The sequence below is a fragment of the Vibrio sp. C8 genome (assembly GCF_054051265.1).
Genome location: NZ_JBPAOE010000003.1, coordinates 45,065 through 71,082, shown reverse-complemented (window position 1 = coordinate 71,082; position 26,018 = coordinate 45,065). Strand labels below are relative to the sequence as shown.

At 44.2% G+C, this 26,018-nt stretch carries 19 protein-coding genes; 4 read left to right on the top strand and 15 right to left on the bottom strand.

Annotated elements, in window-relative coordinates; all coding sequences use genetic code 11:
* Positions 1 to 160 precede the first annotated feature (160 nt).
* From ACRQQK_RS01955 to nirB, 7 genes are all read right to left on the bottom strand, one after another.
* Positions 161 to 1,720, bottom strand: a complete 1,560-nt coding sequence (locus ACRQQK_RS01955; RefSeq protein WP_457509816.1) for an AbgT family transporter — start codon at positions 1,718 to 1,720, stop codon at positions 161 to 163.
* A 392-nt stretch (positions 1,721 to 2,112) separates the two neighbouring features.
* A complete protein-coding gene (locus tag ACRQQK_RS01950; RefSeq protein ID WP_457509814.1) occupies positions 2,113 to 2,865 on the bottom strand; it encodes an SDR family oxidoreductase in 753 nt (250 codons plus the stop codon).
* Between the two features lie 187 nt (positions 2,866 to 3,052).
* Entirely contained in the window at positions 3,053 to 3,475 is a 423-nt protein-coding gene (locus ACRQQK_RS01945) for a hypothetical protein (protein ID WP_457509812.1), read from the bottom strand.
* A gap of 195 nt (positions 3,476 to 3,670) precedes the next feature.
* A complete protein-coding gene (cobA, locus tag ACRQQK_RS01940) occupies positions 3,671 to 4,441 on the bottom strand; it encodes a uroporphyrinogen-III C-methyltransferase (RefSeq protein WP_457509810.1) in 771 nt (256 codons plus the stop codon).
* A 129-nt stretch (positions 4,442 to 4,570) separates the two neighbouring features.
* Positions 4,571 to 5,416: a formate/nitrite transporter family protein gene (locus ACRQQK_RS01935; protein WP_430525192.1), complete on the bottom strand. Its 846-nt coding sequence runs from the start codon at positions 5,414 to 5,416 to the stop codon at positions 4,571 to 4,573.
* Positions 5,417 to 5,550: 134 nt separating this feature from the next.
* Complete coding sequence (nirD, locus tag ACRQQK_RS01930; RefSeq protein ID WP_457509808.1) at positions 5,551 to 5,874, bottom strand: nitrite reductase small subunit NirD; 324 nt, start codon at positions 5,872 to 5,874, stop codon at positions 5,551 to 5,553.
* Between the two features lie 13 nt (positions 5,875 to 5,887).
* Positions 5,888 to 8,452, bottom strand: coding sequence for a nitrite reductase large subunit NirB (nirB, locus tag ACRQQK_RS01925; protein ID WP_457509806.1), 2,565 nt, complete (start codon positions 8,450 to 8,452; stop codon positions 5,888 to 5,890).
* A 325-nt stretch (positions 8,453 to 8,777) separates the two neighbouring features.
* Between nirB and ylqF the strand changes: the two genes are divergently transcribed.
* Complete coding sequence (gene ylqF / locus ACRQQK_RS01920) at positions 8,778 to 9,722, top strand: ribosome biogenesis GTPase YlqF (RefSeq protein ID WP_042482908.1); 945 nt, start codon at positions 8,778 to 8,780, stop codon at positions 9,720 to 9,722.
* An 85-nt stretch (positions 9,723 to 9,807) separates the two neighbouring features.
* On the opposite strand, the gene ACRQQK_RS01915 is transcribed toward ylqF, so the two are convergent.
* Positions 9,808 to 10,794, bottom strand: coding sequence for a CobW family GTP-binding protein (locus ACRQQK_RS01915; RefSeq protein WP_457509804.1), 987 nt, complete (start codon positions 10,792 to 10,794; stop codon positions 9,808 to 9,810).
* 610 nt (positions 10,795 to 11,404) lie between these two features.
* On the opposite strand from ACRQQK_RS01915, the gene clcA reads away from it, so the two are divergent.
* The gene (clcA, locus tag ACRQQK_RS01910) at positions 11,405 to 12,802 is read left to right on the top strand and encodes a H(+)/Cl(-) exchange transporter ClcA (protein WP_457509802.1); all 1,398 of its coding nucleotides are present in this window, start codon (positions 11,405 to 11,407) and stop codon (positions 12,800 to 12,802) included.
* 201 nt (positions 12,803 to 13,003) lie between these two features.
* A complete protein-coding gene (locus ACRQQK_RS01905; protein WP_457509800.1) occupies positions 13,004 to 13,966 on the top strand; it encodes a TDT family transporter in 963 nt (320 codons plus the stop codon).
* On the opposite strand, the gene ACRQQK_RS01900 is transcribed toward ACRQQK_RS01905, so the two are convergent.
* Positions 13,963 to 14,925 carry a diguanylate cyclase domain-containing protein gene (locus ACRQQK_RS01900; protein ID WP_457509895.1) on the bottom strand — a complete coding sequence of 321 codons (963 nt, stop codon included), beginning with the start codon at positions 14,923 to 14,925 and terminating at the stop codon, positions 13,963 to 13,965. The two genes, ACRQQK_RS01905 and ACRQQK_RS01900, sit on opposite strands and share 4 nt — an antisense overlap.
* Before the next feature lie 236 nt (positions 14,926 to 15,161).
* Here ACRQQK_RS01900 and ACRQQK_RS01895 point away from each other — a divergent pair, with 236 nt between their 5' ends.
* Positions 15,162 to 16,751 carry a DEAD/DEAH box helicase gene (locus ACRQQK_RS01895; protein WP_457509798.1) on the top strand — a complete coding sequence of 530 codons (1,590 nt, stop codon included), beginning with the start codon at positions 15,162 to 15,164 and terminating at the stop codon, positions 16,749 to 16,751.
* Between the two features lie 122 nt (positions 16,752 to 16,873).
* On the opposite strand, the gene ACRQQK_RS01890 is transcribed toward ACRQQK_RS01895, so the two are convergent.
* From ACRQQK_RS01890 to cra, 6 genes are all read right to left on the bottom strand, one after another.
* Positions 16,874 to 17,314: a universal stress protein gene (locus ACRQQK_RS01890; protein ID WP_457509894.1), complete on the bottom strand. Its 441-nt coding sequence runs from the start codon at positions 17,312 to 17,314 to the stop codon at positions 16,874 to 16,876.
* A gap of 111 nt (positions 17,315 to 17,425) precedes the next feature.
* Positions 17,426 to 17,839, bottom strand: coding sequence for an alternative ribosome rescue aminoacyl-tRNA hydrolase ArfB (arfB, locus tag ACRQQK_RS01885; protein WP_457509796.1), 414 nt, complete (start codon positions 17,837 to 17,839; stop codon positions 17,426 to 17,428).
* 71 nt (positions 17,840 to 17,910) lie between these two features.
* Entirely contained in the window at positions 17,911 to 20,415 is a 2,505-nt protein-coding gene (locus ACRQQK_RS01880; RefSeq protein WP_457509794.1) for a bifunctional diguanylate cyclase/phosphodiesterase, read from the bottom strand.
* Between the two features lie 188 nt (positions 20,416 to 20,603).
* The gene (locus ACRQQK_RS01875; RefSeq protein ID WP_457509792.1) at positions 20,604 to 23,645 is read right to left on the bottom strand and encodes an AAA family ATPase; all 3,042 of its coding nucleotides are present in this window, start codon (positions 23,643 to 23,645) and stop codon (positions 20,604 to 20,606) included.
* A gap of 1 nt (position 23,646) precedes the next feature.
* The gene (locus tag ACRQQK_RS01870) at positions 23,647 to 24,783 is read right to left on the bottom strand and encodes an exonuclease SbcCD subunit D (protein WP_457509790.1); all 1,137 of its coding nucleotides are present in this window, start codon (positions 24,781 to 24,783) and stop codon (positions 23,647 to 23,649) included.
* Positions 24,784 to 24,960: 177 nt separating this feature from the next.
* On the bottom strand, positions 24,961 to 25,941 hold the full coding sequence (cra, locus tag ACRQQK_RS01865; RefSeq protein ID WP_102962505.1) for a catabolite repressor/activator: 981 nt from the start codon (positions 25,939 to 25,941) through the stop codon (positions 24,961 to 24,963).
* Positions 25,942 to 26,018 lie beyond the last annotated feature (77 nt).

Genomic DNA, 26,018 nt, shown 5'->3' with positions numbered 1-26,018 from the left:
TGCATTAAATATTTTCATTTTGTTGCTTTGATACAAAAAGCATTCGTCAGAATTACTGAATGAGAGACACCGTATATTTAACTCTATTTACTTGCCAGAAGAGAAAAAACCCGCACTTCACATCGTAAAGTGCAGGCTTTTCTCATTCAATTCAAAGCAATTACATTACGTATTCGTAAGGTGCTTGAATACCTAGTGGAATGCCCACCGCCCAGTAAGCAAGCAAGAAGGCAGTCCAACCAATCAACATGGCGATTGAGAATGGCATCATCAGAGAAGCCAGAGTACCAATACCTGTTGATTTCACGTAACGTTGGCAGTAAACCACCACTAGTGGGAAGAACACCATCAGAGGTGAAATGATGTTAGATACTGAATCACCCACACGGTAAGCCGCTTGAGAAAGCTCAGGTGAGATACCAACAGCCATTAACATTGGCACTAGGATTGGACCAATCAATGCCCATTTCGCAGACGCAGAACCGATAATCAGGTTTACTGAAGCAGTCAGAAGGATCATACCCACAATTGTTGCTTCACCCGGCAGGTTCATTGCTTTCAAACCTTCCGCGCCGTACAACGCTAGCATAGTACCGATGTTTGATTGTGCGAAAACCGATAGGAACTGTGCACAGAAGAACGACATTACGATGTATGCGCCCATGGTAGACATAGTCGTTGCCATTGCTTTGATGATGTCATTACTGGTTTTAAACGTGCCAGAAACTCGACCGTAGACATAACCTGGAATGATAAACAGGATGAAGATCAACGGAACAATAGACTTCATAATTGGCGCAGAAAACGCAGTAATTTGACCATCAGGCGAGCGCAAAGCTGAGTTTTCAGGCATTAGCGCTGCAACAAGAAGCGCGATACCAGCAACCATTGCCCAACCTGCGTAACGGAAAGCTTTTGATTCTAGCTCAGTGAAAGACGCAAGATCCGGTGCTTTTTCCGCATCTTCATCGATTGGCGTGTTTGCCAAACGAGGTTCGATGATTTTCTCGGTTACGTACCAACCAATAGCGACAACAACAACAGATGAAAGGCCAGTAAAGATGATATTGGCCAGAGGGTTCACCACGTATTCAGGGTCAAGAACTTGCGCTGCCGTCTGAGTGAAACCCGCTAGCAATGGGTCGATACCAGAAGGGATAAAGTTAGCCGAGAAGCCACCAGAAACACCAGCAAATGCCGCTGCAATACCAGCTAAAGGATGGCGACCCGCTGCGTGGAAAATGATACCACCAAGAGGAATAACCAGTACGTAACCAGCGTCTGCTGCGGTGTGTGACACAATCGCTACCAGAATCAGCATCGGCGTTAACAGTTTCGCTGGCGTAAAGTTCAGCATCTTCTTCAGGCCAGTAGTGATAAAGCCTGAAGAGTCGGCAACACCGACACCTAACATCGCAACCAACACGATGCCTAGCGGTGCAAAGCCCGTGAACGTTGTTACCATACTCGCAAGGAAATTCGCTAAAGACTCACCAGTAAGCAGGTTCTTGATTACCAGTGCCTCGCCTGTTCTTGGGTTTACAAGGTCGAACGAAACGTTTGATAAAAGTGCGGATGCAACCCAAGTAATAACAAGGGCCCAAAAAAATAAAATGGCAGGATCAGGGATCTTATTGCCTGCCCGTTCAATAAAATTAAGAAAGCGATCCATACCACTCGGCTTAGGTGATGACGCTTGATTTAATGCTTGGTTACTCATGGTAACTCCATAATCAAAGATGTTGGTTCCAAAGGCTTTCTAAAAATTATAATTTCAGCCCATTTTCAACGTTTGATTCTATTAAATCCACCACTCAAAAGCACATAGCACTACCTATATGGTAATACCTAGATACATATTTCGAAGAAACACAAATAATGTGCAACAAATAAACACCAAAGAAGATCGAAAGTTAAAACAACCCTAAAACCGATATGAAACAGAACTCAATAAAACTTAAAAAATAACCATGGTTAAACGAATATCTCTCAGCTAAATAGATAACGGTTATCTATTTGATTTTATGACGCTGTTAACATTTACTACTCAAGACAGTCAATGAATGTGCACTCTGACAATCTTTCACTTGTTTCATTTATTCACCTAACCGCTCACAAACCACCAGCAAGATCCAAAAAGTTACCTGTAGAAAATGATGACTTTTCTGAAGCTAACCAGTAGATAGCTTCTGCTACTTCTTCGGGTAAACCACCTCGTTGGAGCGGGATTTTGGATTTCAATCGTTCAATTCGCTCAGGCTCACCGCCATCAGCATGCATGTCGGTATGAATTAATCCGGGTCGGACGCAGTTAACGCGAATACCTTCAGCCGCCACTTCAAGTGATAAACCTTTCGTCAGAGTATCTATCGCGCCTTTCGATGCAGCGTAATCGATATATTCATTTGGGGAACCAGAACGAGAGGCGGTTGATGATACATTCACAATCACACCACCCTGCCCACCATGAAGGGTAGACATGCGTTTAACGGCTTCTCGGCAACAGAGAAAATAACTGGTGACATTATTACAAAGGATAGCGTTGATTCTCTCAGCGCTCATCTCATCCAGACGCGTCTGCTTTTGCAAAATCCCTGCGTTGTTAACGAGAACCGCGAGTGTACCCAACTCTTTATCAACGGTTTCAAACAGACGCATAACATCTGCCTCTTGGGAGACATCAGCCTGTACCGCAATACATTGACCGCCCATTACCACAATATCTTCCACAACACTTGCCGCCGCATCGGCATTTGATTTGTAGTTGATGCATACCACATAACCTTGGCGAGCAAAGAGTTTTGCTGTCTCTGCGCCAATACCTCGCCCACCACCGGTGATAATCGCGACTTTTCGTGAATTCATACTGCTTCCTTGTTGTCTGACTTTCTCAAGTTGTGAAAAGTTATCTTGACGTACAGTAACTTAATTACCGAGAAGCACAAAATGCCTGTAAACCATTAAAGACAAACCGTTTATAAACTTGATGAGAAAGCAACAGCAATTAAAGCATAGGAGGTGGTATAGATTCGGCGTTTCAAAGCAGTTGCCTCTACAGGCTATCCAACTCTTTCATTGCCACATTAACGGCATGAGTTAGCTCAGCATGAGTCATTCCCGAACGGGCAACAGCAATTTTATCCAGCAGCGCTTGATTAGCTTCAAGTGATCCGCCTTCTGATTTTTTAAGGCGATCGAATTCCAATACAACATAGTTAAAATCTAGGAAGGTTTGCTTTATCTGAGCTATCGACTTATCCGTTTCAAGGCCAGAGTGCTTAAGCTCTGCCATTTTTAACTTTGTTCGTGTCAGATCATTCATGATCCCGCCGCTGGATGGATGCTGCTTGGTGAAGGCATTAATATTGTTTGAAGAGAGAGTGTCGCCCCAGCCTGTGTATTTATCTTCATCACCACAGCCTACAAAGAAAATGCAGAGCAAAGAGATTAACGAAGAACCTATCCTTGTGTTCATCACAATTCCCGTTGATATCCAATCTTATTTATGAGAATTAATCAAAGCACAAATTTGTTCAAAATCCATTATCTCAATGAATATTAATCAATTTTTTATCAGACTTGTGGATTACATCAACATACAACACTTCATTCTGTTTGCTTAAGAAACTCGATATAAGCATTAGCGTCGAACGAGTAAAACTGAACGCTGTTATTTGTTAAACCAATCCAATTTGTTGTGCAGCTCGGTGACACTACCCACCACAATCAGTGCGGGACTTTGAGCTTGTTCTGCGAGTTGGGCTAATTCACTGAGTGGGCCTTGGAATACACGCTGCTCTGGTCGTGTGCCGTTTTCAATAATCGCACACGAGATCTGTGGGTCTAAACCGTGAGCAATCAGGTTTTCCATGATATGACCGCTCTGTTTTAAACCCATATAAAACACCAACGTGTTGTTTGATTGCGCCAGAGATTGCCATTCAATTTCACGGCCATCTTTTTGCACATGACCAGTAATAAACTGAACACTTTGCGCATGATCTCTATGAGTGAGCGGAATGCCAGCATAAGCCGTTGCGCCAGCCGCAGCGGTAATTCCCGGAACCACTTCGTAGGCAATGCCATATTCCGCAAGCTCTTCTAACTCTTCACCGCCACGACCAAAGATAAACGAGTCACCGCCCTTTAAACGCACAACACGCTTACCTTCTTGTGCTTTCTGCACCAGAATTTGATTGATTTGATCTTGAGGAACACAGTGATAGTCGAGCTTTTTGCCGACATAGATTAGCTCTGCACTTTCATCTGCTAAGGCTAGGATTTGCTCTGACACCAAACGGTCATACACGACAACTTCCGCCTGTTGAATGACTCGATATCCTTTCACGGTCAACAAATCTGGGTCACCTGGCCCTGCACCTACAAGAGAGACAAAACCCGTTTTTAAATCAAGGTTGTTCACAGTGATATCTGTATTCATAGCAACGCCTGCCGTTTCAAATTTGGATATAAAAAGAGGCACTCGTCGGTTATGCAAGTCACTGCTTTTTATAGCCAAAAATCTGTATTAAAAAAGGCTCCATCACTTTAATGACAGAGCCCATAAACATTATTTGCTGAGTGCTACTTCTGCGTTTACTTCAGTTTCTGCACTTAATGCTGGCGCTGTTTTCGCGTGAGTTAGGTATAGAGGGATACAAGTAAATACCAGACCACCTACGATGTTGCCAAGAATGGTTGGGATTAGGTTGAAGTTCAACCAAGTTGCCACGCCGAAATCCGCACCTAGCATCATACCTAGTGGGAACAGGAACATGTTTACGACTGCGTGTTCAAATACCAAAGCGAAGAAAATGAAGATTGGGAGCCACATTGCTGCAATTTTGCCAGCAACAGAACGTGCGGTCATATTACCGATGACACCTAGGCACACCATTAGGTTACAAAGGATACCGCGCACAAAACAGGTAATCCAACCATCAGCACCTAGGTTTTCAAAACCTACTGTACGAGCTGTTGCAACAGCAATGAATTTTTGACCAACGGCATTTGGCTCTACGCTAAAGTTCATAGTTAAAGAGAGTGCGATTAAACCAGCCACGATCAATGAACCTACAAGGTTACCGAAACCAACAAGTCCCCAACAACGAAGAACGCGACCCCAAGTGATACCAGGGCGGTTTTCAAATTTAGCCAGTGGTGCAATGCCAAACACTCCTGTAACTAGGTCATAGCCCATTAAGCTCAGAATACAGAAGCCCACAGGGAACACGAGTGCGCCTACAACGCCCAAGCCTGTTTGAACAATCGTTGTAATCGCAACAACAACCGCTAACGACAAAATCACACCTGCCATCATGCCACGTAAAATAAGGTCACGAGTGCTAGTTTTTACTTTTGCCTCACCAATGTCGATCATGGTTTGGACAAACTCTACAGGTTTTAATGCAGACATGTGGATCTCCTAAAATTTAAAATATAAAAATGTGTAAAACGGAAGATTAAATAGAGAAAGGCTTTCAAACGGATTCTCGACTAAAGCCTTTGCCTATTGAATCTGCCCCTCCCATTGAGAGGGGCATCAATCAGTTAGGCTGCGATTTCAACTTCGCCTTTGGTGACTCGCGCTTGGTAAGACTTCACGCTAAAACGTTCATCTTCCATGCACACACCTGTCGCTAAGTTGAAGCGCTGCTTTTTCAGCGGGCTTGCTACCCAAAGTTCGCCTTTGTGCTCACAAATTAAACCGCGAGACAGCAAGTTCGATTGGTAAAACGGGTCGGTATTACTGATAGCAAACACTTCTTCGGCATCAGTAGGACGAAACACAGCAACTTGCTCACCGTTCACCAGCGCACAAACGCCTGTACCCGGAATGATGTCGCTAATTTGGCAAATTTTTTCAAATGACATATCTAACCTTCCCTTATGCTTCTGTCGCAGCTACGTGCAAAATGTCGCCTTTCGCTTCAGGATGCTTTTCCGTGAAGGTGGCTGGGCGGTGTTGCTCGCGCTCTGGCACAAACACAACGTTTTCATCACGCTGGTCTGAGTTAATAAAGTGAGCAAAACGAGTCAGCTGTGATTTATCATTGATGGTCGCAGCCCACTCACATTCGAACTCATCCACTAACTTCTCTAAATCAGCTTCAAGTTGAACATTGATGCCTAGCTTGTCTTCAACAATCACTTTACGCAGGTAGTCCACACCACCTTCCATGTTATCCATCCAAACCGATGTGCGTTGCAGTGGCGCAGCCGTACGGATATAGAACATCATGAAACGGTCGATGTACTTGAGCAGCGTTTCTTTGTCTAGGTCGCTTGCTAAAAGATCGGCATGGCGAGGCTTCATACCACCGTTACCACACACGTACATGTTCCAGCCTGCGTCTGTCGCGATAATGCCTAAGTCTTTACCTTGAGCTTCCGCACATTCACGAGTACAGCCAGACACACCAAACTTCATCTTGTGAGGAGTACGAATGCCTTTGTAACGGTTTTCAAGCAACGAACCTAAACCAACAGAATCCTGAACTCCGTAACGACACCAAGTAGAGCCCACACAAGTCTTCGCCATACGTAGTGCTTTGGCATACGCTTGACCCGTTTCAAAACCAGCTTCAATCAGCTTGCGCCAGATCTCAGGTAAATCATCTTTTTGCGCACCAAACAGACCAATACGTTGAGCACCGGTCACTTTGGTGTAAAGCTTGTATTCTTCAGCTACCGCAGCCAGAGCGCCTAACGCTTGTGGTGTTACTTCACCACCCGCCATACGAGGAATAACAGAGTAAGTACCGTCTTTCTGGATGTTGCCTAGGAAGTTGTCATTGGTGTCATGCAGTTTCACTAACTGAGGTTTCAGAATATGCTCACCCCAGCAAGACGCCAAAATAGAACCTGCTAGCGGCTTACAGACTTCACAGCCGTAGCCTTTGCCATATTTGGCGAGTAGTTCATCGTAGGTTTTGATTTCTTCAATACGGATAAGATGGAATAGCTCTTGGCGCGAGTAAGCAAAGTGCTCACACACATCACTCTTCACTTCGATACCAGACTTAGCAAGTTCGGCATTCAAAACAGAAGTGACCAATGGAACACATCCACCACAGCCTGTGCCTGCACCAGTTACTGCTTTGATATCTGCAAGAGTATGATGGCCATCGGCAACCGCTTGTGCGATCTTGCCTTTGGTCACATCAAAACATGAACAGATCACCGCGCTTTCTGGCAGAGCATCTGCACCTAACGCTGGCTTTTCTGCACCAGCATGAGCCGGCAGAATCAGTGCGTCTGGATGTTCAGGCAAGTCAATCTCATTCAGCATTAACTGCAGCAAATCGCCATAGTCAGACGTGTCACCAACCATAACAGCGCCAAGTAATTTCTTGTTGTCTTTAGATACGATCAGGCGTTTGTAAACTTCTTGCTCTTCGTTTTGGTAAACGTAGCTTTTACAACCTTCAGTGCGACCATTCGCATCACCGATAGAACCGACTTTCACACCAAGCAATTTCAGTTTTGCAGACATATCTGCACCTTCGAACTTGCTTTCCGTTTTTCCAAGTAAGTGATCAACCGCTACTGTCGCCATCTTGTAACCCGGAGCCACAAGACCGAAGAACATTTGATTCCAAGACGCACATTCACCAATCGCGTAAATATTTTCATCTGAAGTTTGGCAGTGGTCGTTAATTGCTACACCACCACGAGGAGCGATATCCAGATTCATCTGACGAGCAAGTTTGTCTTGCGGGCGAATACCTGCGGAAAATACCACAAAGTCGGTTTCTAGCTCGGTGCCATCAGCAAAACGCATTACGTTACGTGCGCTTGTGCCTTCTGGTGCAATTTCCAACGTATTTTTGCTGGTGTGGACTTGTACGCCCATACGCTCTATTTTCTGGCGTAACTGATTACCACCAGCCAAATCTAATTGTTCTGCCATCAATTTAGGCGCGAACTCAACAACATGAGTTTGCACACCCAAGGCTTTTAAAGCGCCCGCAGCTTCAAGGCCTAACAGACCGCCACCGATAACAACACCTGACTTGCTTTTCTTCGCACAAGCTTCGATTGCTTTCAAATCTTCAATTGTACGGTATACAAAGCAATCTTTACTTTCATGACCTTTAATAGGAGGAACAAATGGGAAGGAACCAGTAGCAAGGATCAGCTTGTCATATTGAATTTCACGACCAGTGCTTGAATACACAATTCGGTTTTCGCGGTTAACGTTAATTGCACGCTCACCAAGAAGAATGTTGATGCCGTGCTTTTCATAGAAACCTTCTTTAACTAAAGAAAGTTCATCCGCGGTGTGATGTGAAAAGTAAGAGGACAAATGCACACGGTCGTATGCTACGCGAGGCTCTTCACAGAAAACCGTGATATCCATTTGAGAGACATCGGTTTTCTCGACTAAATCTTCGATGTAACGGTGACCTACCATCCCGTTACCGATAACGACTAGCTTCAACTTGCTCATTATAATTCCTAAGGGTTAGGTTCTTAACTAAGCGAAGTTTTATTTTTCTGCGTAAATTAATACATGATGTAGGTCAATTGAGCTTTTAAACTACCCTAAAGTGGTATGAGATTTATCAATAAATTGAGTGGAATTTATTAATAATCAATTGTGTTTTACTAAACGACGGCATCTGTACTCGGTCATGCCTTGAATGGTGAGTTGGATACATCTAACAATCTCGCGTACAATAGCCGCCATTCAAATTAACCAATGATCATCTGACTTCTTAGATTTGCTGTATAGCAACGCACATTTCAGATGAAGACTAAGGCAATAAATTCAAATGGTTAACAACAATATTCAGTGGTTTCCTGGGCATATGCATAAAGCGCGCAAGGAGATCGAAGAAGTTATTCCACAAGTCGATGTGATCATCGAAGTGTTGGACGCACGTATTCCTTTCAGTAGTGAAAACCCGATTATTTCGAAACTTCGCAAAGAAAAGCCTTGTGTAAAAGTGCTGAACAAGCGCGACTTGGCTGATCCTGAAATGACTCAGCTTTGGATTGAGCACTTAGAGAAAGAACAAGGTGTAAAGGCGATTGCGATTACCACTTCTAACCAGAATGAAGTGATGCAAATCATGGAGTTGTGCCGCAAGTTAGCGCCAAACCGCGAAGCTTTGGGCAAAAACGTTCGCACCATGATCATGGGTATTCCAAATGTTGGTAAATCAACCATTATCAACTGTTTAGCAGGTCGTGCGATTGCTCAGACTGGCAACCAGCCTGCGGTTACTCGCCGTCAGCAACGTATTAATCTGCAAAACGGTATTGTGCTTTCTGATACGCCGGGGATCTTATGGCCGAAAGTGGAAAACCCGCACAGTGGTTTCCGTTTAGCGGCGACAGGCGCAATTAAAGATACGGCAATGGAATATGAGGAAGTGGCGTTCTACACCGTAGAATACCTTGCTGAACGTTATCCTGACCTATTGAAAGCACGTTACAACATTGACGAATCGCCAGAGTCTGACCTTGAGTGGATGGAAGAGATTGGTCGCAAACGTGGTGCGCTGCGTGCCGGTGGTCGTGTTGATTTACACAAAGCGTCCGAAATTCTTCTGCATGAACTGCGTCAAGGTATTCTGGGGCAAATTACCCTTGAGCACCCTGAGATGATTACTCAGGAACTGATTGAAGTGGAAATCGAAGAAGCGCGTAAAGCGGAAGAGAAAGCGAAAAACAAAGAAGAGCGTCGTAAGCGCTATCTACGTAACAAACGTTAATCTTTTCGTTATAAATAAAAATTAAGGGCGACTCATGTCGCCCTTGTTGTATCTTCTGTTTATCACTTATGAAGTAACTTGGTGGTTACTTGGAAATTCCTGCCAGTTTTAGCAGAATGCTTTCCAACTGATCCCACGGCATTAGCTGAGAATCAATCACTTCAAGGCGCGACTCAAAGCCTTCAAGACTCAACTCATTCACGGAAACCACACCATTGGCTGAGTTAAACGCGTAGCAACCACGGTCTGTGTTCACTACTGCTTTGACACGCTCTGCGGTTAAATCGCTGATCATTGAGAAAAGCTCATCAAAGTTAAAACGGTACTCAGCACCAAATAACCAACCACAGCTGTAATAACCCTGCCCTTTGTTCTCTTTACGAGCAAAAGCTTGGTTTGGATTTAACTGGAACTCAGGTTCCATCTGAGCATGCTGATGATGGTGAGATTCAATATGAGATGATGCGCCACCATGAACTCGTTCAATATCTAATACTTCAATCGGTAGTTGACCGCGCGTGACCAGTTTATGGAACACTTTTGCTGGTGTTTGGTCCGTTACCCAGTCGTTGAATACGTCGATATCATGAGCGGTACACTCATCCACCTTGTTACCAATGATCACATCTGCCGTTTGCAATTGGTCGTTGAAATTCTGGTTGCTGGTGTATTTTTCATTACTCAAGTTTCGCGGATCAACCAGACCAATAGTTGCTTTAAGGTTGACATACGGTGTGTATTGGTCAGAAGTTAAAGTGGCAATCACTTGTTTAGGATGTCCAAGCCCTGTTGGTTCGATGATCAAACGGTCAGGTTTCTGGCGTAACAAGGCATTAATACCCACAGACATAGGCACACCTGCGGTACAACACATACAACCACCCGGTACTTCTTTAATCAAAGCCCCTTGGTCAGTCATCATGGCTCCATCAATGCCAATTTCACCAAATTCATTCACAAGCACAGCCCACTTTTCGTTTTCAGGCTTGTTGTTTAAAAGATTTAATATCGTTGTCGTTTTCCCTACCCCGAGGAAACCCGTGATGATATTGGTTGGGACTTTATTCGTCATGGTCATACTCCTTTTCCAAGGAGTATACATAGGAGGTTAAAAGCTTTCTATATACTCGCTTCTACAAAGCAATGAGTGATAACCAGTGGGTGAGAATTGCTCAATGATTGACGCCCAGCATTACAATTAACACAGCTGATAGTTAGAAGCAGGAAACGGGAAGTAAGCAGAACAAATAATATGAGCAGAAAGCAGACAGTATAAAGGCGCACTGCGGGAGCGCGCCTTATATCCTCGTTACTCAATCGTGAGTGTGCGGATTCTGTCATCTGTAGATAGATGTTATTGAATCAAATACGAGGTCAATCGAATAGAATTTTGATTCCTTCCAAATTGTAAGTAAGGCTCTTTTCACATCCTCCGTAAGAAATATCGATAAACGCCTTACGATTTAAATATGGCTCATATCCCTTGAAATACAAGTTTCTCAGCCAATTTTATAAGTAAAATTTTTATCTAAATCACCTTTTTGAAAAGTGGTAAAAACATCTGTTTTCATTTCAAAGTCATATATGAAATTCTAATTTGCAACTTTGCAGCTATAGTTGACTGTAATGGTAAGTATAATCTGACATTCCTCACATAAAACCAACCAAGAGACCCGTTTTAAATGACCAATAGAGAGAAGTTTACGCACAGCCTTCTAGCAAAAGTTCCAAAAGATGCTATCAACCAGTTTCTCTCTAAAGACAAAACGCCCATCTCTGTTCTCTTTCTCTCTCTAGCAGTCGGTATATTAGCTGGCATTGTTGGTACTTACTTTGAAAAAGCTGTTCATTTCGTCTCAGAAACCCGTACAGAATGGCTAAGAAGTGAGATTGGTAACCTACTTCCATTATGGTTAGCGGCGTTTATTATTAGTGCGGTATTAGCGCTTGTTGGTTATTACCTTGTTCACCGTTTTGCACCGGAAGCGGCAGGCTCTGGTATTCCTGAAATTGAAGGGGCAATGGACGGCATTCGACCTGTTCGTTGGTGGCGCGTCATTCCTGTGAAATTCTTTGGCGGTATGGGTGCATTAGGTTCCGGTATGGTTTTGGGTCGTGAGGGTCCAACCGTCCAAATGGGTGGTGCTATCGGCCGTATGATTTCTGATATCTTTCGCGTTAACAATGAGGATACTCGTCACTCACTTCTCGCATCCGGTGCAGCAGGTGGTTTGGCAGCGGCTTTTAATGCGCCTCTTGCTGGCATCATGTTTGTTGTAGAGGAAATGCGCCCTCAGTTTCGTTACTCATTGATCTCCATTCGTGCAGTTATTATTTCTGCGGTTTCCGCCAATATTGTGTTTCGCTTAATCAATGGTCAGGAAGCCGTCATCACCATGCCGGAATATGATGCGCCTGAGTTGAAAGCGCTTGGTCTATTTCTGTTTCTGGGTATGTTGTTCGGCATTTTCGGTGTGATATTCAACCGCCTGATTACGTTTTCTCAAGACATATTTGTTCGTATCCATCAAAACCAACGCAAACGTTATTTGATCACTGGCTCGCTGCTTGGCGGTTTTTTTGGTTTGACCCTGCTTTATGTTCCTGAGCTGACTGGTGGTGGTATCAGCTTTATTCCTGATATTACCAACGGCAGCTATAGCGCAACAGTGCTGCTCCTGTTGTTTATTGGACGAATATTTACCACGGTAATCTGTTTTGGTTCAGGCGCTCCGGGCGGCATTTTTGCCCCAATGCTGGCTCTAGGTACACTGTTTGGTTATGCCTTTGGACTGTTTGCGAAAAGCTTCTTCCCAGAACTTGATATTGAACCGGGCATGTTTGCAATTGCTGGTATGGGCGCTCTGTTTTGTGCCACAGTTCGAGCACCGATTACGGGTATCTTACTAGTTATCGAAATGACGGGTAACTACAACCTGATTCTGCCACTGATCATCACCGGCTTAGGCGCAGTGATCTTTGCGCAGATGTTTGGTGGACAACCTATCTACAGTCAACTTCTGAACCGTACATTGAAGAACGAAAAACTTCGTCAGCAAGATCTGCCGCAGCAGGAGTAAAAAGAGGATTAATATTTAGTCTTCCGCCTAAATGTTATGAATTTGCTGCGTATTTTGTGACAATCGCACACATTATTGTCGTACAGGAAGTGACGAAACTTGTTAATATCGCCACCCAAATGACAGTGGTAACGGTGTGCCTTATCTAAGACACTAAAACTGCATGACACCACTGTATGGCGATGGAATGCGGAGTTTTCGTTGAACTGGAAAAGGTTTCTTCAAGTACAAGCTGTTCCCCCTTCTCAGGCAGCCCTTGCATTAGGCATGATTGGCTTAGGTCAGGCGTGGGCTCTATATCTGCCAACGTTCGGCCTTGCTGTACGTCCTTATCTGGTTGCGATGGGCGCTATATTACTGTTGCCCGTTCTAGCGAAGTACCTCACCAGTTACAAAACTTTTATTGCTGATATTAAGCACCCGCTTTCTGGCAGCCTTATGGCTCCTATGAGCATGGCACTGTTGATTCTGTGTGATTACCTAGTGGTGATCTCACCACTGATTGCCTACCCATTATGGGCGTTAGCGCTCATGCTGCATTTTACAATGATGATGTTGTTCTTCGGCTTTCAGTTAATGAATTTCAAGATGTCGAACATCGTACCTAGCTGGTTCTTATATCCGGTGGGAATGATCAGTAGCTCATTGGCGGGAACACAGTTTGGTCACAACTTATTTTCTGAAACACTCGTACAGGTGTGTGTCGCTATCTACTTTATTATGTTGCCTGTGGTGTTGTATCGCTTGGTGTTCTTTGGTTCGCTACCACGTAGAGCGAGACCAACGCTGGCTATTATGGCGGCACCGATTAACTTAACCCTTGCTAGCTATCTGGTCAATTTCTCTGACCCTGACCCGATATTGACCGGAGCGTTGGCGGGTATTGCCATCACCATGACACTACTAATCTACCTGTGCTATTTACGACTATTACGTTTGAAGTTTCAGCCTTCAATAGCAGCAGTCACTTTCCCATCCGTGATCAGCGCCATCGCAATGCACAGGCTGACAACCTTTTTTGCGTCAGATTTTCCGCACTGGCACTGGCTACACAATTTCGGATTTCTTGAACTCACCATTGCGACAGTATTGGTAATATGGGTTTCAGCCGGTTATATCAGAATGTACTGGCCAGAGTTTTTCCCAAAAAAGAGCAACCATTAGCTTTCGTCGGCATTGATGTAGGCCACGCCGTTTTTGCCGCTGTGTTTTACTTGATACATAGCTTTGTCCGCAAGTTCATAAAGCTCTTCGAAAGTGTAATTGGAAGTGGTGAACTCGCACACGCCGATACTAAAACCGATATGAGCTAATCCATTGTCGACTTTCATCGGCTCACTGACATTCGTCAGCAACTGGTCGATATATCGACTGATGACTTCCCTGGGATGATCCACGCACAGAACGACAAATTCGTCACCACCTAAGCGCGCAATAATCGACTCGCTCGGAGCGTACTGGTTGAGCCATTCTGCAACCTTTATCAACACAGAGTCACCCGCTTTATGACCTGAGTGATCATTCACTGTTTTGAAGTTATCAAGGTCGATAAATATAAGAGAGGCGGGTTGGCCCAATAAACCGCGACATATTTCATTGCACTTTTCGACCAGCACTTTGCGGTTAAGTAGATTTGTGAGTGGGTCTAACGTCGCTAATCTCGATAGTTCGAGTTCGTAACGCTTTTCTTTGGTGATGTCGATGTGTGTACCCATCATGCGCAGCGGTTTACCATCTTGATCGTATTCAACAACTCGTCCCCGATCTGCTACCCAACTCGTACTACCGTCATTGTGGATCATGCGATGAATCACCTGATAAGTATCGACTTTACCATTGACGTGATCTTCGAACGCACCAACGGCCAAATCATAATCATCGGGATGAAGGCGGCTTTTCCAAATCTCAACAGTCGCTTCCAGTTCCTGAGGCTGAAAGCCCAGCATCTTACCCCACTCCATATTAAATATGGTGAGTTTGCCTGTGGGTAAATGATTCTCCCACAAACATAAACCGTTGCCATCGAGTGCGACGTTAAGCTTTTCTTCCAAGCGCTGGTTTTCACGAGTCAGTTTTTCTACTTGCTGTTCTAGCTGATTAATTCGCTTTAAGTAATCTTCCATGAATTCCAGTACTTCTAGTGCGCCTAACATTTGAAAGCTAATAGTTTAGCACCATATCAATAGACGTAAATTATGATTCGCTAGCAAAATGCAACTTCACTCCATCAATGAAAAGCGCCGAAAAGAAATTATCAGTTGCTACTGTGGGGTGAAAGCCTCAGAATGTCGCACTTTTCGCCATCAATAAACTTTTATCTGTGGCGAGTATTAATTAAGTACAATATTGAGAATTAAATATGGGTTTTACCTCGTTAGGTCTATCTGCTCCAATCCTTAAAGCTATTGAAGAAAAAGGATATACCACTCCTTCACCTATTCAGATGCAAGCGATTCCGGCTGTATTAGAAGGCAAAGATGTAATGGCGGCGGCACAGACTGGTACAGGTAAAACCGCTGGCTTTACTCTGCCTATTTTAGAGCTTCTATCACGCGGACCAAAAGTTCGCGGCAATCAGGTTCGCGCTTTGGTTCTCACTCCAACCCGTGAGCTTGCAGCTCAAGTTGAAGACAACGTCAACACCTATGGCAGCCATTTACCTCTGACAAGTGCTGTAGTTTTTGGTGGTGTGAAGATTAACCCGCAAATGCTGCGTTTACGTAAAGGCGCGGATGTTCTGGTAGCAACACCGGGGCGTCTGTTGGATCTATACAATCAAAATGCGGTTAAGTTTGACCAACTGGAAGTTCTGGTTCTTGATGAAGCAGACCGCATGCTTGATATGGGTTTCATCCGTGATATCCGTAAAATCCTTGAGTTGTTACCGAAGAAACGCCAGAACCTGCTGTTCTCAGCGACTTTTTCTGACGAAATTCGTGCCTTAGCCAAAACGATGGTCAACAACCCAGTTGAGATATCAGTAAGCCCTGCTAACTCAACAGCAAGAACGGTAGAGCAATGTATTTACCCAGCAGATGTGAAAAAGAAAGCACCGATGCTGGTGAAACTGATCAAAGACGGCAACTGGCAACAAGTGCTGGTGTTTACCAAAACCAAGCATGGCGCAAACAAGCTGTCAGCATTTTTAAATGATGAAGGTATTACCTCAGCACCAATTCATGGCAACAAGAGCCAAGGCGCGCGCACCAAAGCACTGGCGGATTTTAAATCTGGCGAAGTTCGCGTGCTCGTGGCAACCGATATTGCTGCTCGTGGTATTGATATCCCTCAGCTACCACAAGTGGTGAACTTTGAACTGCCTAAAGTAGCCGAAGATTATGTGCACCGTATTGGTCGTACAGGTCGTGCTGGCGAAGTGGGTAAAGCGATTACTTTGGTGTCAGCGATTGAAGCACCAGAACTTTTTGCTATTGAGCGTCTTATTCAACAAGTGCTTCCACGTATGGAGCTGCAAGGATTTGCGCCAAGCAATAAAGTACCTGAATCTGTTTTAGATACTCGCCCGATAAAACCAAAGAAGCCTAAGAAACCGAAAAAGCCTAATACTCCTAACGCAGAAGGTAACCGAACTGCTCAAGGGGCTTCAAAAGATGGCAAACCTGCTGCTAAAAACACCTCGAAGCCCAAACGCCATAAACCAAGTGGTGAAGGTCATCGTGATGGAAATCCAAACGGTAAGCCAAAAGCCAATGGCGAGAATAAACATCGCAGCAAAGGATTTGGTGACAAGCCAAATTCGGATAACAAGCCAAATGCCAACAAACCGAGTGGCAGCGGTAAACCAAACAGAAATGGTAAACCTAGCTCAAATGGCAACCCTGCTACAAGCGGCAAGCCAAGCGGAAACAGAAAGCCGAATCGCGGTTCAAACCAAAACCGCAATCAGAACCGCAGTCAAAACAATGGTAAGCAAGCGCCATCGGCATAATATCGGTTCCTAAAAAAAGAGTGTGGCCCCAAAGCCACACTCTTTTTCATTCCGCGTCCTTACTCTTCAATCCTGTCTTCTCATTCTCACCATACGACTTGAGTTGACACTAGCTTGAACCGTTACGATTCCATAGGCACAACTAAAATATCAATCGGTGACTTGTTAATCAGGTCTCTTGAGTAGGAAACCATATTGCTCCAGAAGTCATGATGATGACCGCAGATCAACAGATCGTACTCGTGTTGCTCGATAACTTTTTTAAGCTTGCTCCCCAAACTGCCTGTACCAACCCAGAAATGTTTGAGCGGAAAATCGGGAAACTGTTCTTTGGTATAGTTCTGGAATTTATGGAGGAGATCATTGGCATGCTGATTGAGCGGCTTTTGTGTTGGATCCTGTTGAATATCAATTAACTGGCTATAAACCTCACCAACCGCCCCATCTACATGTATGAATGAGACATCAGCATCAAACGTGTCCGCCATTGCGATCGCTTTGTTGATTAAAACTTTGTTCTCTTCGGTCAGCTCTAACGCGACCAATATATGTTGGTATTTCATCATTCTGCCCTCATGCCAATATGACTGTTGAGAGCATAGTCTTTATGCAGAAAAAAGGTGTCACTGAGATCACATGATGAAAAGAACAGTTAATCCTGAAACTTCAAAAGCTTAATAAGCAACTTTCCCACGTAAAGACTTGTTCGTGCCATTTCGTTTCTTAGCCTCGACACGGCGATGTTGCGATGCTTTGGTAGGCTTGGTTGGTCGACGTTTCTTCACCACCACCATAGCGGCGACAATCATCTCTCGCAGACGATTCAGCGCATCTTCTCGGTTTTGTTCTTGAGTTCGGTAATTCTGCGCTTTAATGATAATCACCCCTTCTTTGGTGATTCTGCTGTCTGAAAGCGCAAGCAGTTTTTCTTTGTAGACTGGCGGTAGTGTGGAGCGCGGAACATCAAATCGTAGATGAATAGCACTCGATACTTTATTCACATTCTGCCCGCCACTGCCCATTGCGCGAATGGCTGACAACTCGATTTCCCAGTCCGCCAGTTCTACAGTGTTTGATATTTTAAGCATGGCATTATGTTCAAAGGTAAAGAATGAGCCGTCATTCTAGAGAACTTCTGCTATGAATTCTATGTTTAAGACTAGCTCGACTCTGAACCCGACTGAAGCTTAGAACACAAAAGCTCGCCGATAGAATCGATGGTCAAAGGCGGCGCAAAATAGTAGCCCTGAACGGCATTACAACCATATTCAGCCAATTCATTGTACTGTTCCATCGTCTCCACCCCTTCGGCAACCACGGTCATTTGACACGATTCACCGATGGCAATGATCGCTTTTACCAAAGTCTTGGTTTGCTCACTGATTAACAGCTTCTCTATAAAAGAGCGATCGATTTTAATCTCAGTAATTGGAAGGGTATTGAGATAGCTCAGTGAAGAATATCCCGTACCGAAGTCGTCTAACGAGAGTCCAAAGCCAAAACTTTTCATGCTATTGAGACGTTCGGCAACGGTATCTAAATCCTCCAATAAAACGTTCTCGGTGATCTCTAGTATTACGCGATAAATATCAATCCCCACTTCTTGCGTAATTTCAACTAAGGTTTCAGGAAAGTTCGGTTCCATCAGTTGTTTAGGTGATATGTTGATTGAAACACCCATAGCCTCAGGGCCATTAGGACTGATCGACAGAATATCATCACAAGCTTTACGGAAGACAAAACGACCCAGCTCATGTATCACCCCAATGTCTTCTGCCAACGCGATAAATTTTACTGGCGATATTGGTCCTAATCGAGCGCTGTTCCAACGAGCCAGCGCTTCAACACCGATGATCTTGCCACTCTCTACGTTGACTTGTGGCTGATAGAGCACTTTAAACTCATCGCCTTTGAGAGCTTTTCTCAGCTCTTCTTCTATCATGTAATCGAGCTGTATTTCTTTATTGACGTCGCTGCTATAAAACATGGAGCTGCCTTTACGCTGCGCTTTTGATTTATATAAAACAACATCCGCTTTGCGAATCAACGCCTCTGGCTCAGTATCATCACGCGGGAACATAGCCACACCGATACTGCAATTGGTGGTCATTACGTTGCCGTCAATAATGAACTTATCTTCAAAGACTTGCTGTATTAGCATCACTTTTTCTTGGGCAGCCATGTCATCAGCCAGATCAGGGAAACAGAAAATAAACTCATCGCCGCCAAAACGTGACACGGTATCGTGAGGACCTAATAGGGTCTCAAATTTACGGCTGATGGTTTTAAGAAGTTTGTCTCCTGATGAGTGCCCATGAAGATCATTGATCTTCTTAAAATCATCCACATCCAGCAGCATTACCGCGCCACAACTTTGGTTGTGATGAGCATAGTCAATCCCCGTGTGAATAATGCCGTTGAGAAGAAGTCTATTGGGCAAGTCTGTTAAAGAGTCATGCTCCGCCAAATATTTAAGCTTGTCTTTGACTTGGTTGAGCTCAGTGAAATCTTTAGTTATACGCTCCTGAAAACGGTTGAATCGATCACCAATTACCCGTCCCAATTTGAGTGAAAGTGCAATGATAACTAGCGTGGAAATCAAACTTGCATACAAGACGCGTTTTAATTCCTCATTGTTACTGGCCTCTAGAGCGCGAATATTTTCGGCCAGATAAGCTTCAAAACGCTGCACATAAAAGCCAGTACCGATTGTCCAATCCCAACCATCGATCATCTTGAGATAACTGATTTTCTCTCCACCATTGGGAGCTCCAGGCATGTATTTCGCCATGTAATGAGTAAAGCCGGAACGATCGGTATCTTTTGCTCGAATTTCATCAATCTGCAGTCGCAGTTCGTCAGAGACAGGAGTGTTAACCATGGAAGCTTCAGGGTGTGAGAGGATTATCCCTTGGTTATCAATAACAAAGATATAATCATTGTTGCCATATCGATAATCACTCAACCAATCTATAACCTGTTTTTGTATGTCAGCTTGTACATCAACGACATATTCCCCAGTACCGATATACCAACCATAGGGCTCAAAATACTTACCAAACCCTATTTTCTCGAAATGCTTGTTAGGGTCTTCATTTGGCTTGCTATACCACCAGCGATAAAAAGCTTCACCACCAGAGTTGTTCACTTTGTCAATGTGCTCCTGAACAATCAAGGTACCTTTAACGTCTTTGGTTTCCCAAACCGACTGCCCTTCTAACTGTGGGATATAACTGTGCAGGACATTCATACCTTCACGATCGAAAATAAAGAAGTAACCACGCCCAGAGTTGAAACGAATGGGGCGCAGAGCTTCCCTTATCATACGGACAACATCTTCTTTCGGTTTGTCTCTATGCTGCAGATAAATATTGGTGGCTATGTTGTGCGCTTCATACACACGACTTCGCAACTGATCTTCCAGAGTTTTAACCGTGAGGCTCTTTTGTTTTTCAATTTGATTGGAGATTTGTTGAATTTGTTCTTGAACAACCTGCTTTTGCTGTTCAACAATATTTTCGCGAATGAAGTCTATCTTTTCTTCTGACTCAACCCGATTGCTTTGAATCAGAATAACGTTAACCACAACAGCAAATAGTGTGATGAACACTGCTGGTGCATATCGGATAATATTCAGCAATTTTCTATCATTTAGTGGAGTCATCGCTGCCTACTTAAGGATGTGGTTACTCATTAAGAATAGTCAATTTTAACTAGTTACAAGTAATGAAAGATCTAAACTGATAATTCGAGCAAGTTAGAGTACAGTTTAATGATTTTGAAGATTTTCAGACGTAACAAAAAAGCGAACCGTTTATAAAACAGCTCGCTTTGAGGAACATTTTCAAATTGTTAAGCAACCAGTTTAATTGAACTGCCCGTTCTCGCAGCTTCAACATCCAGCCTTAGCGAAATCTGTTCTTTGAGCTCACTGACATGCGAAATAATGCCAATCGTTCTGCCCCCCTGCTGTAAATCAATTAAGGTTTGAATCGCCAAATCGAGCGATTCAGGATCAAGACTGCCAAAACCTTCATCAATAAACAGAGTATCAAGACGAATGCCTCCGCTATACGACTGCACCACATCCGACAAGCCAAGCGCCAGCGAAAGCGCAGCCATAAACGATTCACCACCGGAAAGGGTCGCGACATCTCGCCATTTTCCGGTGTAGCCGTCTTCCACCATCAGATCCAAGCCAGAACCACTATTGCCTTTTGCTCGCTCCTCTTTACGTTTCAGAAGATAACGACCTTTGCTCATTAATTGCAAACGCTGGGATGCCTGAATCAAGACATCATCCAGTAGCACGCCAAGCACAAAACGATGCAAGCTGACTTTCGCTCCCGTTCTTCCGTTGGCAATATCACTTAATGTGCCAAACACCTGATAGGCTTTTTCTAACTCTTCATTCTTCGCATAAAGCGCGGTGAGTTTCTGTTGAACTTGATTAAGGCTATCCATTCGTGAGCGAAGTTGCGTATAGCTTTGCAACGCTTGTTCGACTTGTTGCTGTTTTGCCGTCAAGGCTTGTTCTAAAGGCTCTAACTCAGGTTGCTGTTTGTCTTTCAACTCACCATTAATCGATTCAAGCTGAGTTTTCAGAGATGCCCCTTTATCTTCGTATTGACGAATTGTCGATTCCAGTTCGGCTATCGCCGCTTCTACCAGTTTGGCGCTTAAATAGGCGTCTTGGTTTTCAAACGAGCTTGCAGACAGTGCTTCTAACCAAGCTTTTTCGGTGCTCTGCTTTTCATCAGACCACTGTTTCTGTAGCGCCAAAGCATCATTTAATGATGATTCAATCGCGGAAAGCTGCTTCTGTGTTTCAGCAAACTGTTGCTGCATCTGCTGCTCGGCTTTTTGTAGATCTTCGATCTGCTTTTTAACTGCAACATATTGTGCTCTTACCTGCTCGACATTATCGAAACCAGATGAAACACCTTCGAGCAGTGAAGCCACTTCCGTTTCAAAAACCGTCATTGCATGTTTGCTGTCCGCAGTGCCTGCAATAGACTTTTCAAGATTAGCCTTGGTTTGTAAATGACGACCTTCCAGAGCTTCCAACTGAGCTTTCAATGCTTGAGGCTGCATTGATGCCAAAGTTTGAATCTCTTTCTCTAACGTTTCTTTGCTTTGCCCAAGCACCGCGAGTTCGGCTATCGATTGCTCTGCAATTTTGGCTAACAATTGGTTCAGTTCACGTTCAATTTGACCAAGATTTGATACCGCAGACTGATGATTTTTCAGCGCTTCGAGCTCGTTTGACGCGCACAACTGCTGCGCATCTCGTGCAACTTTCACTTCCGCACGCGTAACCACGTCACCGGTAAAACTTGCTAGCTGAGGATGTTCCAAACTGCCACAGACAGGACAAGCATCACCCTCGCTTAACGACTTCGCCAATTCAGCCGCTTGGTTGGTGTGCCAGATCATTTCCAGTCTGTCAGCATCTTTCTTAGCATTAACGGTGGCGGCTTGCGCTTCGGCATATCTTTTTTCCGCCTGAGCCACGGCTTGCTTAAGTTTACTTTGTTGTTCGTTTAGCTGTTCACTGCTTTGACGAACTTTGATCTGTTCAACCACATTCGCGAGCGACAAGCGCTTTGCATCTAGACTCGATACTGAATGAGTAATTTGTTCGTATTCCGCTCGTTTGCTTTGAATTTCTGTATCCAGCTCTTTTAGCTGTTTCTCAAACGACTCTTCTTCAGCTTTCGCTTTGACAAAGGCTTGCTTAGCCGTCTCAAGCGCTTTTTGTTTGTCATCGAGTATGCGGTATTTTTTTCCTATCTCTTCGAGTTGATAAAGCTGTTGTGACAACTCAGGAGCCACTTGCACATTCTTAACCGCTTGCTGCCACAATGATTCCGCTTGTTCAACCTTGGCTTTAGTTTGCACTACCAGCAGTTGTTTCTCGGTAACGCTTTTTTCTGCCTGTTCAAATTGCTTCGTTGCACTGACCCATTGGTTAAACGGCAGATCGAGCGTCAACGCTTGCCTTGCTTTGGTCCTTTTCTGGCGCAACTGTTCAACATTCGGCAACTCAGATTGATGTTCGGTTACCGCTTTCTCAATCTCGGTCTTCTGTACAAATTTCTGTTTCAGATCCTGAGCAGCGTTGAGTCGTTTTTTCGCTTCATCCAGCTGCTGTTGTAGTGATTGATAACTCTGTTCGCTTTGCTTTAGTTCAGGTTTAAGTTTTTCCTGTTCTTCTTTCAACTCTTCTTCCGAAGCCACAGAAACAACATTCAGCGCACCTTTGATCTGGTTATCGAACTCATCTTTTTCTTTACGAATTCCCGCTGCTTTTTCAAACAGAGCGCGCTCTATCTGAGTATAAATTTGTGTTTGAAATAACTGACCAAAGATTTGTTCACGTTCTTTTGAGTTAGCGACTAAAAGCTCCCGAAACTTACCTTGTGGAATCACCATCACCTGGCGGAACTGCTTCACATCTAGGCCAATCAAATCCACCATCGCTTTTGCAACAGGGTTCGGGCGGTTTGCCAGTAGCTTCTGTTCACAGTCTACGATTTCAACCAAGGTAGCGGTGTGAGTCTTTTTGGTTGTGCCCTCGCCCCGCTTTTTCGGCGTTTCCTGATCTGGGCTGCGGATCACAAGGTACACTCGACCTGCAAGTTCAAACTCAAACTCAATTTCCGTTATAAGTTCAGCGTCTGCATAATCACAGCGCATCTGATCACCAGTGCGTTCGCTGCCAGTGGTTTCACCATAAAGCGCAAAACAGATCGCATCTAAGATCGAGCTTTTGCCTGCCCCAGTAGGGCCATTAATTAGAAACAGCGGAGATGCACCAAGGCTGGTAAAGTCCACCACCTCTTTGCCAGCAAAAGGACCAAATGCTTGAATGGATAATCTTAATGGGCGCATTCTATTCCCCTTGCTTCAATGACTGGATAACAGCACTAACAGCTTGCTCTTGAGCTTCTGTTAATGTTTCCTGCTTGGCTTCTATGAAGAAGTCTTTAAACATCTCCATTTCTCCGCGTGCAAGACGAGCCTTGCCCATTTCCTGATCAACACCAATTAACATCCCCGGTTTTTCAAGGTGCAACACATTTGGGTAGACCTTACGCAGCTTTTCCATTGGGTCGAGAATCGCATGCTTGTCTTGCAGACGCACCAGCAGGTAATCATGGCTATTTGGGTCCGTTCGACCTTGCTCTAAAATCTGGTCTAACTCACCTTCAACAATTCGCATGTTATGAGGCGCATTGAGTGGAATTTGGTTGGTAGAGACAAAACCTTCTTTATTAATCTCAACCAAAGTCATCGCTTTCTTGTGGTGCTGCTCACTGAAGCTGTACTTCATCAAAGAACCGGAATAGCGAATATAGTCAGTACCTTTCATTTGCGGCTGATGCAAATGACCAAGAGCGACATAATCAAAGGCTAAAAAGTGTTCGTGACTAACTCTGTCAGAACCACCGATAGAAAGTGGGCGTTCTGACTCTGACTCAATAGCGCCATCAACAAAACAATGGCTGATCAATACGTTTTTTTGAGAAAGCTTAAACTGCTCAGTAATTAACCCGCAAAGATGCTGATGCGCTTCGTCATGAGTGCTAACCGCAGTTTGATAGTAGTGACGTACCAACTCAGGATCGTTATAAGGCATGCCGTAAAAAGCAACTTCACCGGCTTGTTCACTGGTAAGAACCACTGGCTCAAGCATATGTTCAAAGTCAGCGATGATGTGCAAACCGGATTGCTTCATCTGTTTCGCCGCAAAGCCTAATCGCTTTGCTCCGTCATGGTTGCCCGGTATGACAAGCATAGGTACGCCAAGCTCACCACAAATCTTCGTGACGACGTCATCCAGCAACTCAATAGCAAGCGTTGGAGGAACAGAACGATCATACACATCACCGGCGAGCACTAAGGCATCAACCGAGTTAGTTTTTATGTAATCAACGATTTGAGATAATACGTGCCTTTGATCTTCAAGTAGCGACACGTTATGAAACTGACGGCCTAAGTGCCAATCTGAGGTGTGAAGAAACTTCATGCCTTTCCTGTGCAACGAACACTTTTTAAAATAGTTGCCGAATATGATACCCGTTTTACTAGCAAATGCGACGCTGAAAAGACAAAGAGTGAGTGATGATGCAGGAATGATTACCCTTTGTATTTCATCAACGAAATCAAAGGGCAATCAGGATCGAGATTTATTTGAGCGCTTATCTTACGCTCTGACTTTCAAACGACGTGGAACCAACTCAACACCGGATTGATAGCGTTTTGCTGAAGCATTCAACGCAAGCGCCAACGCACTGTCGGCAATCACTTCAAACTGTTGTGGGAGTGAATTGATTTTCACTGGTAGAAAATCCAATAAACGGTTATCACCAAACGTTGCTAAACGAATTTTTTTCAGCAGGTCTGGATGCTCCATCAACACATCTAATATCCCTTCTAGCAGAGTATAAGACGTCGTCACTATCGCATCAGGCAAGCGCTCTTTCTTCACCCATTGTTCAAATACTCTGCGTCCTTCTTCACGGTTAAAGTGTTCGCCATAACCGAGCATAAATTCGCGCTGGTTTGATTTAACCGCAGACTCAAAACCAAGTTGACGCTCTTGAGAAATGTTCAGCTCGGGTAACGCTCCAATTAAGCCGACACTTTTCACGTTGTCTGTCAGCAGTGAAGACGTTAAGTCAAAGGCTGCACCGTAATCTTCACTGATCACACAGGCGAAGTATTCGTCATCCAACGGACGGTCAATCGCAATAACGGGAGTGCCTGAGTTTTGCATTTTCAAATAGTAATCACTGGCGTTTGGAATTGAACTCGCGACAAAAAGCGCATCTATTCGTCTTGATACCAACGCCTCTGCTGCACTGATTTCAGTTTCAGGATCATCATCAGAACAAGCTATCAAAATCTGGTAGCCCGCTTGACGAGAGTTTTGCTCAATCAATTTTGCCAATCTGGCGTAACTGGTGTTCTCTAGATCCGGAATAATCAAACCGAATGAACGGCTGTTACCCGCTCTCAAAGAGGATGCCGCGTGGTCAGGTCGGTAATTGTATTCATTAACCACAGCCATCACTTTTTGCTGTGTCTTTTCACTAATACGGTACTTCTGGGCTTTTCCATTGATCACATAGCTTGCAGTCGTTTTCGAAACTCCAGCTAATTTTGCTATTTCATCTAGTGTCATATCAACTGCTCTATTTATGTGCGGCGGATCATAGAAACAATTTTTCGATCCTCATTGGTGTTGAATTATACGCTGAA